Raw genomic sequence first — 16,177 nt, 5'->3', positions numbered from 1 at the left:
TGGACGGTGCGTCCACAAGGGCCCGTTCGCGCGCCCGGCTCGTCAGCCGGTGACGACCTTCCCGTTCTCGACCTTGACCGGCACGCTCGGCAGGGGCTTGTTCGCCGGGCCCTGCTTGACCTCGCCGGTGAGCGCGTTGAACACCGAACCGTGGCACGGGCAGACCAGGTCGGCGCCCTTCGGCGTCACGGTGCAGCCCTGGTGCGTGCACACCGCGCTGAACGCGGCACAGGCCGACTCGGACGTCCGGGCCACGATCACGTCGGAGCCGTCCGGGGCCTTCGCCGCCTTCGCCTGCCCGACCGGGACCTCGGCGAGCGCGACCAGCGGCGTCCCGGCGGCGATCGGGGCCTGCGCGGTGCCCGACTTGCCGTTCGATTCCGACGAGCAGGCGGTGAGGGCGACGGCGCCGACGGCGGCACCGGCGACGGCGGCACCGGTGGACAGGACGGTGCGGCGGGAGTGCAGTTCGGCTGTCATGCCCTTATCAACGGGATCGCCACCCGTTCGGTTCAATTTCCGGTGAACCGGATCGCCCCCTGCTCCGTGTATCTACCGGAGTGGGTGTGGAGTGGAGGAACGATCATGGTGAGTTGGGTTCTACGCATCGTCGTGGCGGCCGCGCTGCTCGGCTCGGCGGGCGTGCACTACTTCTTGTGGACGCAGGACTACCCCGGCCTGACCGGCACGCTGTTCCTGCTCGACGCGATCGCCGGACTGGTGCTGGCGATCGCGGTCCTGGCCTGGCGGCACTGGCTGCCGGCGCTGGGCGCGGTCGGCTTCGGGGCGCTCACGCTCGGGGCGTACGTGCTGGCCGCGACGGTCGGGTTCATGGGGAACCACGACCAGTTCAACAGCCAGCCGGAGTACTGGGGCGTCATCACGGAGGCAGTCTGCATCGTGGGCGGTCTGGCGCTGCTGTTCGTGAAGGACCGGCGCCGGGTCGCGGCCTGAGTTCGTGGGAGAAGTCGCCGAAGAGGCGCTCATGCGCGCGCTGCACGAGGACCACGCGGCGGCGCTGTGGTCCTACGCCCTGCACCTGACCTCCGGTGACCGGATCCGGGCCGAGGACGTCGTCCAGGAGACGCTGCTGCGGGCCTGGCGCTCGCCGGCGGTGCTGGACCAGTCGCAGGGCTCGGCGCGGGCGTGGCTGTTCACGGTGGCCCGGCGGATCGCCATCGATGGCTGGCGGTCGGCGTCGGCCCGGTCGGAGGTGCCGACCGACCGGCCGCCGGACCGCGTAATCGCCGACGGCACCGACCGCGCGGTGCAGGGCTGGCTGGTCGCCGAGGCGCTGGCCGAGCTGTCGGAACGGCACCGCGAGGTGCTGCTGCTGTGCTACTTCCAGGGGTATTCGGTCGCCGACGCGGCACTGAAGCTGGGGGTGGCCGAAGGGACGGTCAAGTCGCGCACGCACTACGCGTTGCGCGCGCTCCGCCTGGTGCTGGAAGAGAGGGGAGTGACCCAGTGAGCGAAGATCCTTTCGCGACGTTCGACGCCGCGTACGTGCTCGGGGCGCTCGCCCCGGAGGACCGCCAGCGCTTCGAGGAGCACCTGCGCACGTGCGACCGGTGCGCGGCTTCGGTGCGCGAGCTGGCGGGGCTGCCCGGGCTGCTGGCCAGGGTGGACGCACCGGCGTCGCTGCCGGACCCCGGTCCGCCCCCGCCGGACCTGCTCCCGGTGGTGCTCCGGCGGGTGCGGCGCGGCCGCCGGATCCGGCTCGCGGTGACGTCCGCGTCGGCCGCGCTGGCGGTGTCGGCCTGCGTGGCGCTGGCGGTGGTGGCCTCGGCGCCCGCTCCCGCCTTGCCCGCTCCGCCGCCTTCGGTGGCGATGACGGCCCTGGGCCAGTTCCCGGTCCGCGCGGACGCCCGCCTGGCGGCGTTCGACTGGGGCACCCAGGTCGACATGTCGTGCAGCTACACGGGCGGCCGCAGCGGCGGCGAGTACGTCCTGGTGGCGATCTCGCGCTCGGGCGTGGAGACCCGGCTGGCGACCTGGAAGGCCCTCCCGGACAACACGGCCCGCCTCTCGATCGGCACGGCCGTGCACCAAGCGGACCTGGCGGCCCTCGAAGTCCGCCTGGCCGACGGCCTCCCCCTGCTCCGCCTGACGCTCTGAGCCGGTGGCTCATCCGGGCCGCAGGGGGTCCCGGATGAGCCACCACCCCGCCAGTCACGCGAGTTACGCCTCCAGTCACGTGAGTTACGCCTCCAATCACGTGAGTTACGCCTGCAATCACGTGAGATGCGCCTTCGGACACGCGAGCCGCCCCTCCAGGGATGCGGAGTGACCGGAGGCATGTCCCGGCCCGGACCGCGGCCGTGACAGGATTGAGCCCATGTTGCGCTGGATCACCGCAGGTGAATCGCACGGACCCGCGCTGGCCGCCGTGCTCGAAGGGATGCCCGCGGGCGTTGCCGTCACCACCGCCGACGTCACCGAGCAGCTGGCCCGCCGCCGCCTCGGGTTCGGCCGCAGCCCGCGGATGGGGTTCGAGACCGACCACATCGAGTTCCTCGGCGGCGTCCGCCACGGTCTCACCCAGGGCGGCCCGGTCGCCGTGCACATCGAGAACGCTGAGTGGCCCAAGTGGGAGCAGGTCATGGCGGCCGACCCGGTGGACCCCCAGATCCTCGAAGGCCTCGCGCGCAACGAACCGCTCACGCGGCCCCGCCCCGGCCACGCGGACCTGCCCGGCATGCAGAAGTACGGCTTCGACGAGGCCCGGCCCGTCCTGGAGCGCGCGAGCGCCCGCGAGACCGCGTCGCGGACCGCGCTCGGCACCGTCGCCCGCAACTTCCTCAAGCAGCTGCTCGACGTCGAAATCCTCAGCCACGTCGTCTCGATCGGCGGGGCCGACGCGCCCGAGGGCCCGCTCCCGCAGCCGGGCGACCTGGCCGCCATCGACGAGAGCCCGGTGCGCTCCTTCAGCCAGGAAGGCACCGACGCCATGGTCGCCGAGGTCGACGCCGTGCGGAAGGCGGGCGACACCGTCGGCGGCGTGATCGAGGTCCTCGCCTACGGCCTCCCGCCGGGCCTCGGCTCGCACGTCCACTGGGACCGCCGGCTCGACGCCCGCCTCGCCGGCGCGCTGATGGGCGTCCAGGCGATGAAGGGCGTCGAGGTCGGCGACGGCTTCACCACCGCACGCCGCTGGGGCAGCCAGGCGCACGACGAGATCGACCGCGGCACCGGCCCGGTCGGCGTCACCCGCCGGTCCAACCGCGCGGGCGGCCTCGAAGGCGGCATCACCAACGGCGAGCCGCTGCGGGTCCGGGTGGCCATGAAGCCGATCTCGACCGTCCCCAAAGCACTGTCCACAGTAGACGTCAAGACCGGCGAGCCCGCGGTCGCGATCCACCAGCGGTCGGACGTCTGCGCCGTGCCGCGCGCCGGGGTCGTGCTGGAATCGGTCGTGGCGCTCATCCTCGCCGACGCCGCGCTCGAGAAGTTCGGCGGCGACTCGCTCGCCGAGAGCAAGCGCAACGCCGAGGCCTACCTCAAGGCGCTCGAGGAGCGGTGGTGAGTCCGCGCGCGGTGGTCGTCGGCCCGCCCGGTTCGGGCAAGAGCACGGTCGGGCCGCTGCTGGCGGCCGCGCTCGGCGTCGGGTTCCGCGACAGCGACGACGACATCGTCGCGCGCGCCGGGCGCAGCATCTCCGACATCTTCGCGGACGACGGCGAACCCGCTTTCCGCGCCCTGGAAGAAGAAGCGGTCGCGACGGCGCTGGCGGAGCACGACGGCGTGCTCTCCCTCGGCGGCGGCGCACCGCTGACGCCGGGCACCCGCGCCCGGCTGGCCGAGCACACCGTCGTGTTCCTCAACGTCGGCCTCGCGGCGGGTGTGCAACGCACCGGCCTGTCGAGCGCGCGGCCGCTGCTGGCCGGGGTGAACCCCCGCGCCACCTTCAAGAAACTGCTCGACGAGCGGGTGCCCGTCTACCGCGAGGTCGCCACCGTCGAGATCGTCACCGACGACCGGACGCCCCCCGAGATCGTCGCGCACCTCGTGGCGGAGCTCGCCGCTCCCGCCGAAGCCAAGGAGTGAGTCACCCCGTGTCCGATCCGGTGCGGATCACCGTCGCCACCGCCCAGCCCTACGACGTCGTGATCGGGCGCGGCCTGCTCGGCGACCTCACCGAGCACCTGGCCGACGCCTCGAAGATCGCGCTGATCCACCCGCCCACGCTGACCACCACCGCCGAAGCCATCCGCGACGAGCTCAACGCCGCGGGCCTCGACGCCCACCGCGTCGAGATCCCGGACGCCGAGGACGGCAAGGCGCTGACCGTCGCGGGTTTCTGCTGGGAGGTGCTCGGCCGGATCGGGCTGGACCGCCGCGGCGCCGTGGTCGGCCTCGGCGGCGGCGCCGTCACCGACCTCGCCGGGTTCGTCGCGGGCACGTGGATGCGCGGGGTCCGGCTGGTCAACGTCCCGACCACGCTGCTGGGCATGGTCGACGCCTCGGTCGGCGGCAAGACCGGCATCAACACCGACGCCGGCAAGAACCTCGTCGGGGTGTTCCACGAACCGAGCGCGGTGTTCGTCGACCTCGCCACGCTGGAGACGCTCCCGCCGAACGAGCTCGTCGCCGGGATGGCCGAGGTCGTCAAGGCCGGGTTCATCGCCGACCCGCGGATCCTCGAGCTGGTCGAGGCCGACCCGGCCGCCGCGCTCGACGCGACCGGGGACGTCCTCGCCGAGCTGGTCCGGCGGTCCATCCAGGTCAAGGCCGACGTCGTCGCCGCCGACCTGCGCGAATCCGACCTGCGGGAGATCCTCAACTACGGCCACACGCTCGGGCACGCCATCGAGCGCCGCGAGCGGTACCGGTGGCGCCACGGCGCCGCGGTCAGCGTCGGCCTGGTGTTCGCCGCCGAGCTGGCGCGGCTGGCCGGGCGCCTCGACGACGCCACGGCCGAGCGTCACGCCTCGGTGCTGAAGCTGCTCGGCCTGCCGACGACGTACGACGCCGACGCGCTGCCGCAGCTGCTGGAAACCATGAAGGGCGACAAGAAGACCCGCTCGGGGGCGCTGCGGTTCGTCGTCCTCGACGCGCTCGCCAAGCCCGGCCGCCTGGAGGGCCCGGACCCGGCGCTGCTCGCGGCCGCGTACTCGGCGATCGCGGCGGAGCCGACCCGCAGCGGCGGGAGCGTGCTGCTGTGAAGGCGTTCGTGCTCAACGGCCCCAACCTCGGCCGGCTCGGCAAGCGCGAGCCGTCGGTCTACGGCTCGACCACGCACGCCGACCTCGCGGCGCTGTGCGTCGAGACCGGCGAGGAGCTGGGGATCGAGGTCGAGGTCCGGCAGACCGACCACGAAGGCGAAATGGTCGGCTGGCTGCACGAAGCGGCCGACGGCGGTCACCCGGTGGTGCTCAACGCGGGCGCGTGGACGCACTACTCGATCGCGGTGCGCGACGCCGCGGCGCAGCTGACCGCCCCGCTGATCGAGCTGCACATCTCGAACGTCCACCGGCGCGAGGCGTTCCGGCACCACAGCGTGTTGTCGGACATCGCGACGGCGGTGATCGCGGGCCTCGGCGTCGACGGCTACCCGCTCGCCCTGCGCTGGCTCGCCACCCGCCCGGGATGACGGTGCTGGCGACGCCGCGGCTGACGCTGCGGCCGCTGACCGAGGCCGACCGCGAAGCCGTGGTGAAGGTGTTCGCCGACCCGGAGATGAGCCGGTACTTCGCCGCGGACTTCTCCGACCCGGCCGTGGCGAGCGCGATGGTGGACCGCCGCCTGGCCTACCGCGGGCCGGCGGGTCAGGGCCACTGGGCGATCGAACGCGACGCCGAGGTGATCGGCGTCGCGCACCTGCGTCCGTCGTGGGAGCTGCCGGGCGAGGTGCCCGAGCTGGGCTACTACGTCGCGAGCGCGCACGCGGGGCAGGGCCTGGCCACCGAGGCCGCCCGCGCGCTGCTCGACCACGGGCTCGGCACGCTCGGGCTCCCGGCGGTGTGGGCGCTGGTCCACGAGCGGAACGCGGCGAGCCGCAAGGTGGCCGGGCGCCTGGGTTTCCTCGACGTCGGCAGCGGCGTCCACTACGGCGACCTGCACCGCGTGCTGGTGGCGCTGCCGGCGTCGCACGGGCGGCCGCACCACATCGAGCTGTGGGTGCCGGACCTCGCGGAAGCCGAGCGCAGCTGGGGCTGGCTGCTCGGCGAGCTCGGCTGGCGCGAGTTCCAGCGCTGGCCGGCCGGGGTCAGCTGGCGGCTGGGCGGGACGTACCTGGTGGTGGAGGCGTCGCCGGCACTGAGCGCGCCGGAGCACGAGCGCACGCGGCCGGGGCTGAACCACCTGGCGCTGCAGGTGGAGACGCGGCAGCAGGTGGACGACCTGGCGACCCGGGCGACGGACCACGGCTGGCGGCCGCTGTTTTTGGACCGGTACCCGCACGCGGGCGGCCCCGCCCACTACGCGGCGTACCTGGAGAACGAGGCCGGGTTCGAGGTCGAGCTGGTCGCCGCGGAGGGGTCGCTCGCGAGCACGTGACCAGGGCCGGACGCCGCGAATGATTCATCCGGGACGTCCGAGGCCTCGAATGAGTCATTCGCGACCGGCGAAGCGGCGACCCCGAACCGAGCGCGGTCGCTCGGACGGGTGAAGTCGCTCGCTACACTCCGATGCCGTGCACCCGTTTCGTCGTGGGGGTCGGCGACCCGCTCGTGCCTTGCTCGCCAGTGTTCTGGCCGGGCTCTTGCTCGCGGGTTGCACCGAGGGTTACGCCCAGCCGCAGGCCGCGGGCGAGCAGCCCGCCATCGCGGGTGGGAAGACCGCCCGGCCCACCGACGTCAAACTTCCTTCGGGTGACCCTCGGCAGAGTGGTGGTGTGATTGCCGCCGGGGGGCTCGACGCCGTCTACAACTACGGGCCGTCGGTGATGCTCGACCGGGGGGAGACCCGGATGTGGTGGTGCAGCCAGTACGGCGGCGCCGGCCCGGCCGGGGACGACATCCTCTACGCACAAGCCCGGTCCTTCGACGGGCCGTTCACCGGACCGGGTGGCGGGATCCCGGCCGCCGTGTTCTCCGGGGCGCCCGGGCAGTTCGACGGCATGCACACCTGCGACCCGTCGGTGCTGCGCGTCGGCTCGACGTACTACCTGTACTACACCGGCGCCGCCGGGGACCACGCGCTCGGCAACTCCATCGGGCTCGCCACCAGCCCCGACGGCATCCACTGGACCCGCGCGGCCGGCGGGGGGCCGATCCTCGGGCCGTCGCACGACGTGCACCGCGAGAACGTCTACGGCGCCGGCCAGCCGTCGGCCGTCTACCTCGACGGCTGGTTCTACCTGATGTTCACCGACACCACCGGCCGCGCCGCGGGCCCGAACGGCGCGGGACAGTTCCTGCTCCGCTCGCGCGACCCGGCGTTCGGGTCGGGGGTGCAGGCGCTGGACGTCGGCGGGTTCGTGCCGGTCGCGTCGACGTCGGCGCCGCGCGCGCGGTCGGTCGTCGACGGGTTCAGCGCGGACCTGATGTGGGTGGGCGCGCTCGCCGCGTTCGTCGTCGCGCACGAGACCGACGGCGGGACGACGCTGACGTTCTGGACCGCGGACTTCACCGAGCACCCGTACCAGCCCGTGGTGGTGCCGGGGCCGTGGCAGGAGGGGCCGGGGCTGGTGCGCCGCGCGGACGGGCACGCGCCGCTGTCGTCGGCCGACCCGTGCGACCGGGTGCCGTTCGACCTCGTGCGCGCGACGGCGATCGGCGGCGCCCGCGCCCCGGCCGACCTGCGGCACTTCGGGCTGGACCTGCTCGGCAGCCAGGCGTGCGCGAACCCGGCCCGGGTGGCGTCGACGTTCGACGGCGTGACGGCGCCGTCCCCGGAACGCACGATGGACCTGGTCCGGGCGGGCGCGCGGGTCCGGGTGGACCGCCGCGCGGTGGCGGTGGCGCTGGCGGGCGAGGTCCTCGACCGGGCCCCGCAGGCACTGGCGGCGCTCCCGCAGGCGACGCGGCTGCGTTCGGGAGCGGAGGCGGTGCAGGCCCCTGGCCACGGCTACGCGTTCATCCTGGACGGCCACCGCTGGCCGGCCCCCGACCCCGGCGTGGTGGCCGGCAACGGCTCGACGGCCCGCCCGGTGACCCCGGCCCAGTGGGACGGCTACCCGCCCGGTGCTTCCTTGGTGGGCTGAAGTCAGGCCGCGCTGTCCTCGCTCGATCCTGGTGACCGGCCGATCCGCCCGCCGACGAACAGCCCCAGCCCGGCCGGGACCAGCACCAACAGCGCCGAGAACGCCGCTCCGCCCGTCAGTGCCCCACCCAGTTCCGACACGCCCGTCTGGTCGACGAACACCGCTCGCCCGAGCACGTACAGGATGCCCGAGACCACGCCCGCGACCAGCGCCGCGATGAACCACGCCCGGCCGCGGTCGGAAACACCCCGCCAGGCGTCCAGTGCGGCCCACAGGGCCGCCGCGCCGACCAGGACCGCCAGCGTCAGCGACACCGCGAGCGTCTGGTCCGTCGGGTGGTACACGGCGTACTTGGCCAGCAGCGTCAACGCCGTGCCGTGCAGCACCGCCATCACCAGTCCGCGAATCACCCAGGCGCTCATCCTGCGGAGTGTAGGCGGCCTACTGGCGAGTCGCTTCCCCCGGCAAGCCCGCGCACTAGGGTGGACCCGTGCCTGAGACCCATGGACGACGTCGTGCCGCGCTGCGCGGGCTCCTGACCGGGGCCGGTGTCGAGGCGCTGCTGGTCACCGATCTGCTGAACATCCGCTACCTCACCGGGTTCACCGGCTCCAACGCCGCCCTCCTGCTCCACACGGGCGGGGACGACCGGACGCTCTTCTGCACCGACGGCCGCTACACCACCCAGTCCGCCGCCGAGGTGCCCGACCTCGAAACCGTCGTCGACCGCGCCAGTGCCGCCGCCCTGGTCGCCCGCGCCGCGAAGGACACCAAGACCTACGGGCGGCTCGGGTTCGAGAGCCAGCACGTCAGCGTCGAGACCTACGAGGCCCTCAAGCAGCAGGTGCCCCTGGAACGGACCCCCGGCCTCGTCGAGCGGCTGCGCGAGGTCAAGGACGAGGCCGAGATCGAGGCCCTGCGCCAGGCGTGCGCGGCCGCCGACCGGGCGCTGGACGACCTCGTCGCCGCCGGCGGGCTGCGGCCGGGGCGGACCGAGCTGGAAATCGCCCGTGACCTGGAGAACCGGATGCTGGAGCACGGCTCCGAAGCCACCAGCTTCGCCTCCATCATCGCGGCCGGCGCGCACTCGGCCATCCCGCACCACCAGCCCACGCACGCCGAGCTCGTGCGCGGCGACTTCGTCAAGATGGACTTCGGCGCCACCGTCGACGGCTACCACTCCGACATGACCCGCACCTTCGTCCTCGGCGAACCCGCGGACTGGCAGCGGGAGGTCTACGAGCTCGTGCACACCGCCCAGGCGGCCGGGGTCGCCGCCGTCGTGCCGGGCGCCGAGGTGTCCGATGTGGACGCCGCCGCGCGGACGGTGATCGCGGACGCGGGTCACGGCGAGCACTTCGCGCACGGCCTCGGCCACGGCGTCGGCCTGCAGATCCACGAGGCGCCCAGCTTCGCCGCGACGGGCGTCGGTACACTGGCCGCCGGTATGGCGGTCACCGTCGAGCCCGGCGTGTACCTCGCGGGGCGCGGTGGCGTGCGCATCGAGGACACGCTCGTCGTGCGGGCTGGGGAGCCCGAACTCCTCACCCTGAGCACCAAGAACCTCGTGGTCGTCTGACAGCGGCCCCGAACCCGAAGATTCGACACAGGAGACTGCAAGCTCGTGGCCACGACCAACGACCTGAAGAACGGGCTCGTCCTCAACCTCGAGGGCCAGCTGTGGACCGTCACCGCGTTCCAGCACGTCAAGCCGGGCAAGGGCGGCGCCTTCGTGCGCACGACGCTCAAGCACGTGCTCACCGGCAAGGTGGTCGACAAGACGTTCAACGCGGGCACGAAGGTCGAGACGGCCACGGTGGACCGCCGGAACATGACCTACCTCTACAAGGAGGGGCAGGACTTCGTGTTCATGGACGGTGACACCTACGACCAGATCACCGTCCCGGCCGAGGTCGTCGGCGACAACGCCAACTACATGCTCGAGAACACCGAGGTCCAGGTCGCGGTGCACGAGAACGAGCCGCTGTACGTCGAGCTGCCGACGTCGGTCGAGCTGGTCGTCCAGCACACCGACCCGGGCCTGCAGGGCGACCGCTCCACCGGCGGCACCAAGCCGGCCACGCTGGAGACCGGCGCGGAGATCCAGGTCCCGCTGTTCCTGTCCACCGGCGAGAAGATCAAGGTCGACACCCGCGACGGCCGTTACCTGGGCCGCGTCTCCAGCTGATGCCGACGTCGAAACCCCACCCGAACCGCGGCGGCGCGATCAGCCGCCGGCAAGCGCGCCGCCGCGCGGTGGAAATGCTGTACGAGGCCGCGCAGCGCGACACCGACGCGGTGACGCTGCTGGCCGATCGGGTCGGCGCGACGGACGTCGACCCGATCGCGGACTACACGATCAGCCTGGTCGAGGGCGTCACGGGGCGGAAGACCCAGATCGACGAGCTGCTGGCCGAGCACGCGCAGGGCTGGACCCTGGAGCGGATGCCGAAGGTCGACCTCGCGGTGCTGCGGGTCGGGGTCTACGAGCTGCTCTGGGCCGAGGACGTGCCGGACCCGGTCGCGATCGACGAGGCCGTCGGCCTGGCGAAGGAACTGTCCACGGACGACTCGCCGCGGTTCGTCAACGGCGTCCTGGGCCGGATCGGCACGATCGCCGACCGCCTGCGCGCCGTGCTCTGACGGAAAAAGAGAACACGCCCGGTGCTGCGGGCCCCCCGACGAACCAGTGAGCGTCTCCAGGTGCCCCGCTGGAAACGCTCACTGCGTCGGTGCAGCACATCCGGCGATCAGTCCTCCTTGGAAGGACGCGCCTCCGGCGGCAGGACGCCCCAGTCGATGAGCTGCTCGGTCAGCTCGCCCGGGGTCATGTCGTAGATGATCGCCAGGGACCGCAGGTCCTCGGTGCGGATCGAGAGCACCTTGCCGTTGTAGTCGCCGCGCTGGCTCTGGATCGTCGCCGCGTAGCGGGCCAGCGGGCCCACCTTTTCGGCCGGCAGCTGCTGCAGGCGCTCCAGGTTGATGACGATCTTGGTGGCGGGCTCGGCACCGGAGGGGACCCGGCCCTCGGGCAGCAGCTCGACCACCGGCACACCGTAGAAGTCGGCCAGCTCGGCCAGCTTCTGCACGGTGACGGCGCGGTCGCCACGCTCGTACGAGCCGACGACGACGGCCTTCCAGCGCCCACCGGACTTCTGCTCGACCCCGTGCAGGGACAGGCCCTGCTGCTGGCGGATCCCGCGGAGCTTGGCCCCGAGCGCCTTGGCGTAATCGCCCATCTGGTCGTTCTCCGTTCTTCACCCCCTCCCGGTCGGGGTGACCGGGCCGGGGGACTCGCTGAGTCGAATACTCAGAGTAATGGTTACGCATTGTTGTCACCAGGTCAAGCGCGAGCTTGTCGCGAATCACCTCACACCACCCGGAAGACTGAGCAAAGTGCCTGCTACTGTCGGTGGGAAAGCCCCGACCAGCAGGGGATACAGACGTCCTTTAAGGACCCGTCCGGTGAGGCGGGGAAGGAGTCCGGTTTGTCGTCACGCCCGCGTGACGCGGCTGGTTCGGCCGGGGAGCGCGAGCTCCTGACGGCCGGCGATGTCGCGCGCACGATCGCCCGAATGGCCCATCAGGTCATCGAAAAGACCGCGAACGGTGCGGAGAGCACTACCCCGCCCGTGTTGCTCGGCATCCCGTCCCGGGGCACGCCGCTCGCCGTCCGCCTCGCCGACAAGATCGGCGAGTTCTCCGGGGTCCGCCCGCCCACCGGCGCCCTCGACGTCACCCTCTACCGGGACGACCTCCGCCGCCGCCCGCCGCGCGCGCTCGAGCAGACGCAGCTGCCCGCCGACGGCATCGACGACCGCGTCGTGATCCTGGTCGACGACGTCCTCTTCTCCGGCCGGACCATCCGGGCCGCGCTCGATGCCCTGCGTGATCACGGCCGCCCGCGCGCGGTGCAGCTGGCCGTCCTGGTCGACCGCGGTCACCGGGAGCTGCCGATCCGCGCCGACTACGTGGGCAAGAACGTACCGACCGCCCGCTCCGAGGGCGTCTCGGTCCTGCTGGCCGAGATCGACGGCCGGGACGCCGTCCTGCTGCGCCCTTCCGATGCTGCTGGAGAGGATTCGTGAAGCACCTGCTCGCCACCGACGGCCTGGACCCGGCGCTCGCCACGGCCGTGCTCGACACCGCCGACGAGCTGAAGCACACGCTGCTCGGCCGCGAGGTCAAGAAGCTGCCGACGCTGCGCGGCCGCACGGTGATCACCCTGTTCTACGAGAACTCGACGCGCACCCGGGTGTCGTTCGAGATCGCCGGCAAGTGGATGAGCGCGGACGTGATCAACGTCTCCGCGTCCAGCTCCTCGGTGAACAAGGGGGAGTCCCTCCGGGACACCGCCCTCACGCTGGCCGCCGCGGGCGCCGACTGCGTGATCGTCCGGCACCCGGCCAGCGGCGCCGCGCAGCGCCTGGCCGGCTGGCTCGCCGAGCCCGGCACGTCGGTGGTCAACGCCGGCGACGGCACCCACGAGCACCCGACGCAGGCGCTGCTCGACGCGGCCACGCTGCGGGAGCGTCTCGGGTCGCTGAAGGACCGCCGGATCGCGATCGTCGGGGACGTCCTGCACAGCCGGGTGGCCCGCTCGAACATCCACCTGCTGTCGGCCCTCGGCGCGGAGGTGGTGCTGGTCGCGCCGCCGACCCTGCTGCCCTACGGCGTCGAGAGCCTGCCGGTCACCGTCTCGCACGACCTGGACGCCGAGCTGCCCGCGGTCGACGCCGTGATGATGCTGCGGGTCCAGGCCGAGCGGATGCACGGAGGTTTCTTCCCGAGCGCGCGGGAGTACTCCATCGCGTACGGCCTGTCGGAGCGGCGGCAGAAGCTGCTGCCGGACCACGCGGTCGTGCTGCACCCCGGCCCGATGCTGCGCGGGATGGAGATCGCTTCGGCGGTCGCCGACTCCCCGGCCTCGGCCATCACCGAGCAGGTCCGCAACGGCGTCCACGTGCGCATGGCGGTCCTTTACCACCTCCTGGCCAGCGAAGGAGCCGCCGCGTGAGCACCCTGATCAAGGGCGCCCGGCCCTACGGCGAAGGCGATCCCGTCGACGTCCTGATCGAGGACGGCGTGATCACCGCGATCGGCGCCGTCGACGCCCCGGAAGACGCCGAAGTCATCGAGGCGAACGGCCAGGTCCTGCTGCCCGGCTTCGTCGACCTGCACACCCACCTGCGCGAACCCGGCCGCGAGGACACCGAGACCATCGACACCGGCTCGGCCGCGGCGGCGCTCGGCGGCTACACCGCGGTGTTCGCCATGGCCAACACCGACCCGGTCGCCGACAACGCCGTGATCGTCGACCACGTGTGGCGGCGCGGCCAGGAGGTCGGCCTGGTCGACGTCCACCCGGTCGGCGCGGTCACCGTGGGCTTGAAGGGCGAGAAGCTCGCCGAGCTGGGCACGATGGCCAACTCCCAGGCCCGGGTGAAGGTGTTCTCCGACGACGGCCTCTGCGTTGCCGACCCGCTGCTGATGCGCCGCGCGCTGGAGTACTCGACCGCGCTCGACGTCGTCATCGCGCAGCACGCGGAGGAGCCGCGGCTCACCGTCGGCGCCCAGGCCCACGAGGGCGAGCGCGCGGCCCGGCTCGGCTACACCGGCTGGCCGGCCGCGGCGGAAGAGTCCATCGTGGCCCGCGACTGCCTGCTCGCGCTGCACGCGAACGCGCGGCTGCACGTCTGCCACGTCTCGACCGCGGGCACGGCGGACGTCCTGCGCTGGGCGAAGGAGCGCGGCACGAAGGTGTCGGCCGAGGTGACGCCGCACCATCTGCTGCTCACCGACGAGCGTCTGGCCACCTACGACCCGGTGAACAAGGTGAACCCGCCGCTGCGCACCGAGTCCGACGCCGAGAAACTGCGGGCCGCGCTGGCCGAGGGCGTGATCGACTGCGTCGCCACCGACCACGCGCCGCACGCGGTCCAGGACAAGGACACCGAGTGGAGCGCGGCCCGGCCGGGCATGCTCGGGCTGCAGACGGCACTGTCCATCGTGGCCGGAACGATGGTCCGCACCGGCCTGCTCGACTGGCGCGGCGTCGCCCGCGTCATGAGCGAGCGGCCCGCCGAGATCGGCAACCTGGCCGACCAGGGCCGTCCGATCGCGGTGGGCGAGCCGGCGAACCTGACCCTGGTGGACCCGGACGCCGAGTGGACGGTCCGCGGCGCGGAGCTGGCCAGCATCGCGGCCAACACCCCGTACGAGGGAATGCGGCTGCCCGGCGTGGTGACCGCGACGCTGCTGCGCGGGCGGATCACCGCGCGGGACGGGAAGATCTGCTGATGGAACGCCTCTGGCTGGTGCTGGCGATCGTCGCCTTCTTCCTGCTCTGCCTCTGGGGCATGTACGTGGGCTGGCGGCGCAAGTCGCGCTCGCAGAGCGCCCAGGTGCCCCCGTTCCCGGCCATCCCCGGCGAGGCGGGGGACGTCCTGCTGGAGTCCACCGGCGTCTACCTGTCGACGACGATCGCGGGGGAGTGGCAGAACCGGATCGTCACCCGCGGCGCGGGCCTGCGCACCGGTGCGGTCTGGCGGCTGCACTCCGCGGGGATCGCCGTCGAACGCGGCGGGGCCCCGGACTTCTGGATCCCGCGCGACGCCGTCACCGGCGTCCGGCGCGACACGAAGATCGCCGGGAAGGTGATGGGCACGGACGCGCTGCTCGTCATCACCTGGCGCCTCGGCGACGTCGAGCTCGACACCGGCTTCCGCGGCGACGACCTCGACGACTATCCACAGTGGATCGAACAGCTCAAGATCAAGGGAGGTGCCCAGTGAACGCGCGCGCTCAGGCCGCACTGGTACTCGAAGACGGCCGGGTGTTCCGCGGCGCTGCCTACGGCGCGCAGGGGCGAACCCTCGGCGAGGCGGTGTTCTGCACCGGGATGACCGGGTACCAGGAGACGCTGACCGACCCGTCGTACCACGGGCAGATCGTGGTCCAGACGGCGCCGCAGATCGGCAACACCGGCTGGAACGACGAGGACGACGAGTCCTCGAAGATCTGGGTCAACGGCTACGTGGTGCGCGACCCCGCCCGCACGCCGTCCAACTGGCGTTCCAAGCGCTCGTTGGACGAGGAGTTGGTGCGCCAGGGGATCGTCGGCATCGCCGAGGTCGACACGCGGTCGCTGACCCGGCACCTGCGCGAGGTCGGCGCGATGCGCGCCGGCGTGTTCTCCGGCGACGCCCTCGGCACGGTCGACGACATGGTCGCCTCGGTGCTGGCGAGCCCGAAAATGGAGGGCGCCGACCTGGCCGGTCAGGTTTCGACGCGAGAGCCGTACGTGGTCTCGCCTTCCGGGGATGTTCGCTTCCGGGTCGCGGCGCTGGACCTGGGCATCAAGTCCAACACCCCACGCCAGATGATCAAGCGCGGCATCGAGGTGCACGTGCTGCCCTCGTCCGCTTCGCTGGACGAGCTCCTGGAAATCGAGCCGGACGGGGTGTTCCTGTCGAACGGCCCGGGCGACCCGGCGACCACGGTGCACGCCACCGAGCTGACCAAGCAGGTGCTGGGCCGCGAGATCCCGCTGTTCGGCATCTGCTTCGGCAACCAGGTCCTCGGCCGAGCACTGGGGCTGGGAACGTACAAGATGCGCTACGGCCACCGGGGCATCAACATCCCGGTGATCGACGTGGCGACCAAGTCGGTGGCGATCACGGCCCAGAACCACGGGTTCGCGCTGGAAGGCGAGCCGGGCCAGCGCTTCGAGTCCCCCTTCGGGGCGGCGCAGATCAGCCACTACTGCCCGAACGACGACACGGTGGAGGGCGTCCGCGCGCTGGACGTCCCGGCGTTCTCGGTCCAGTACCACCCCGAAGCCGCAGCCGGCCCGCACGACGCGGCCCCGCTGTTCGACGAATTCGTTTCGCTCATGGAGAAGCGGTCGTGACCCTCACGACCGGCATCGAGCGGCTCCGGATCCGGAGCAAAGGCGCCGAGGGGCCCGTCGAGATCGAACTTGGGGCAAACGCACCCAATGTGGCGTTCGGTGCGTTCAACGCACCGAAC

General features: G+C 72.5%; 20 protein-coding genes. 17 read left to right on the top strand and 3 right to left on the bottom strand.

Translation table 11 applies throughout. The features are described from left to right. Nucleotides 1-42: 42 nt before the first annotated feature. A complete protein-coding gene (locus tag ACWEVN_RS37865) occupies nt 43-480 on the bottom strand; it encodes a QcrA and Rieske domain-containing protein (RefSeq protein ID WP_360183497.1) in 438 nt (145 codons plus the stop codon). A gap of 105 nt (nt 481-585) precedes the next feature. On the opposite strand from ACWEVN_RS37865, the gene ACWEVN_RS37860 reads away from it, so the two are divergent. The 9 genes from ACWEVN_RS37860 (at nt 586) to ACWEVN_RS37820 (ending at nt 8,146) form a co-directional block, all read left to right on the top strand. Continuing rightward, entirely contained in the window at nt 586-954 is a 369-nt protein-coding gene (locus ACWEVN_RS37860; protein ID WP_310975001.1) for a hypothetical protein, read from the top strand. A gap of 4 nt (nt 955-958) precedes the next feature. After that, nucleotides 959-1,471, top strand: coding sequence for a sigma-70 family RNA polymerase sigma factor (locus ACWEVN_RS37855; RefSeq protein WP_452054473.1), 513 nt, complete (start codon nt 959-961; stop codon nt 1,469-1,471). Continuing rightward, complete coding sequence (locus tag ACWEVN_RS37850) at nt 1,468-2,118, top strand: anti-sigma factor family protein (RefSeq protein WP_452054472.1); 651 nt, start codon at nt 1,468-1,470, stop codon at nt 2,116-2,118. Before ACWEVN_RS37855 ends, ACWEVN_RS37850 begins: the two co-directional genes overlap by 4 nt. Before the next feature lie 220 nt (nt 2,119-2,338). Next, a complete protein-coding gene (gene aroC, locus ACWEVN_RS37845) occupies nt 2,339-3,526 on the top strand; it encodes a chorismate synthase (RefSeq protein ID WP_310975004.1) in 1,188 nt (395 codons plus the stop codon). Next, the gene (locus ACWEVN_RS37840; protein ID WP_449679166.1) at nt 3,523-4,047 is read left to right on the top strand and encodes a shikimate kinase; all 525 of its coding nucleotides are present in this window, start codon (nt 3,523-3,525) and stop codon (nt 4,045-4,047) included. The genes aroC and ACWEVN_RS37840 overlap by 4 nt, the downstream gene beginning before the upstream one ends. A gap of 8 nt (nt 4,048-4,055) precedes the next feature. Next, nucleotides 4,056-5,165 carry a 3-dehydroquinate synthase gene (aroB, locus tag ACWEVN_RS37835; RefSeq protein WP_452054471.1) on the top strand — a complete coding sequence of 370 codons (1,110 nt, stop codon included), beginning with the start codon at nt 4,056-4,058 and terminating at the stop codon, nt 5,163-5,165. After that, entirely contained in the window at nt 5,162-5,593 is a 432-nt protein-coding gene (aroQ, locus tag ACWEVN_RS37830; protein WP_310975007.1) for a type II 3-dehydroquinate dehydratase, read from the top strand. The genes aroB and aroQ overlap by 4 nt, the downstream gene beginning before the upstream one ends. Next, nucleotides 5,590-6,498 (top strand): GNAT family N-acetyltransferase, encoded by a 909-nt coding sequence (locus ACWEVN_RS37825; protein WP_452054470.1) that lies wholly within the window; start codon nt 5,590-5,592, stop codon nt 6,496-6,498. Before aroQ ends, ACWEVN_RS37825 begins: the two co-directional genes overlap by 4 nt. 178 nt (nt 6,499-6,676) lie before the next feature. Beyond that, a complete protein-coding gene (locus ACWEVN_RS37820) occupies nt 6,677-8,146 on the top strand; it encodes a beta-xylosidase (protein WP_452054469.1) in 1,470 nt (489 codons plus the stop codon). Nucleotides 8,147-8,148: 2 nt separating this feature from the next. Here the strand turns inward: ACWEVN_RS37820 and ACWEVN_RS37815 are convergent, their stop codons facing one another. Beyond that, nucleotides 8,149-8,568: a B-4DMT family transporter gene (locus ACWEVN_RS37815; RefSeq protein WP_449686704.1), complete on the bottom strand. Its 420-nt coding sequence runs from the start codon at nt 8,566-8,568 to the stop codon at nt 8,149-8,151. A 68-nt stretch (nt 8,569-8,636) separates the two neighbouring features. Here ACWEVN_RS37815 and ACWEVN_RS37810 point away from each other — a divergent pair, with 68 nt between their 5' ends. From ACWEVN_RS37810 to nusB, 3 genes are read left to right on the top strand one after another with little or no spacing between them, the layout of a single operon-like run. Continuing rightward, on the top strand, nt 8,637-9,725 hold the full coding sequence (locus ACWEVN_RS37810; protein ID WP_449686705.1) for a M24 family metallopeptidase: 1,089 nt from the start codon (nt 8,637-8,639) through the stop codon (nt 9,723-9,725). A gap of 45 nt (nt 9,726-9,770) precedes the next feature. After that, nucleotides 9,771-10,334: an elongation factor P gene (gene efp / locus ACWEVN_RS37805; RefSeq protein WP_310975012.1), complete on the top strand. Its 564-nt coding sequence runs from the start codon at nt 9,771-9,773 to the stop codon at nt 10,332-10,334. Beyond that, complete coding sequence (nusB, locus tag ACWEVN_RS37800; protein WP_091308410.1) at nt 10,334-10,789, top strand: transcription antitermination factor NusB; 456 nt, start codon at nt 10,334-10,336, stop codon at nt 10,787-10,789. The genes efp and nusB overlap by 1 nt, the downstream gene beginning before the upstream one ends. Before the next feature lie 107 nt (nt 10,790-10,896). On the opposite strand, the gene bldD is transcribed toward nusB, so the two are convergent. Next, entirely contained in the window at nt 10,897-11,385 is a 489-nt protein-coding gene (gene bldD / locus ACWEVN_RS37795) for a transcriptional regulator BldD (RefSeq protein WP_003096372.1), read from the bottom strand. Between the two features lie 249 nt (nt 11,386-11,634). Between bldD and pyrR the strand changes: the two genes are divergently transcribed. From pyrR to carA, 5 genes are read left to right on the top strand one after another with little or no spacing between them, the layout of a single operon-like run. Then, nucleotides 11,635-12,234: a bifunctional pyr operon transcriptional regulator/uracil phosphoribosyltransferase PyrR gene (gene pyrR / locus ACWEVN_RS37790; protein WP_449686707.1), complete on the top strand. Its 600-nt coding sequence runs from the start codon at nt 11,635-11,637 to the stop codon at nt 12,232-12,234. Then, nucleotides 12,231-13,163, top strand: coding sequence for an aspartate carbamoyltransferase catalytic subunit (locus tag ACWEVN_RS37785; protein ID WP_176176229.1), 933 nt, complete (start codon nt 12,231-12,233; stop codon nt 13,161-13,163). The genes pyrR and ACWEVN_RS37785 overlap by 4 nt, the downstream gene beginning before the upstream one ends. Next, nucleotides 13,160-14,446, top strand: a complete 1,287-nt coding sequence (locus ACWEVN_RS37780; RefSeq protein ID WP_452054468.1) for a dihydroorotase — start codon at nt 13,160-13,162, stop codon at nt 14,444-14,446. Before ACWEVN_RS37785 ends, ACWEVN_RS37780 begins: the two co-directional genes overlap by 4 nt. Further along, the gene (locus ACWEVN_RS37775) at nt 14,446-14,940 is read left to right on the top strand and encodes a PH-like domain-containing protein (protein ID WP_310975034.1); all 495 of its coding nucleotides are present in this window, start codon (nt 14,446-14,448) and stop codon (nt 14,938-14,940) included. Before ACWEVN_RS37780 ends, ACWEVN_RS37775 begins: the two co-directional genes overlap by 1 nt. Then, on the top strand, nt 14,937-16,058 hold the full coding sequence (gene carA, locus ACWEVN_RS37770; RefSeq protein WP_449686710.1) for a glutamine-hydrolyzing carbamoyl-phosphate synthase small subunit: 1,122 nt from the start codon (nt 14,937-14,939) through the stop codon (nt 16,056-16,058). The genes ACWEVN_RS37775 and carA overlap by 4 nt, the downstream gene beginning before the upstream one ends. Nucleotides 16,059-16,177: the final 119 nt, after the last annotated feature.

Source organism: Amycolatopsis sp. NPDC003861, assembly GCF_053605405.1.
This window is presented reverse-complemented; position numbering and strand designations above follow the sequence as displayed.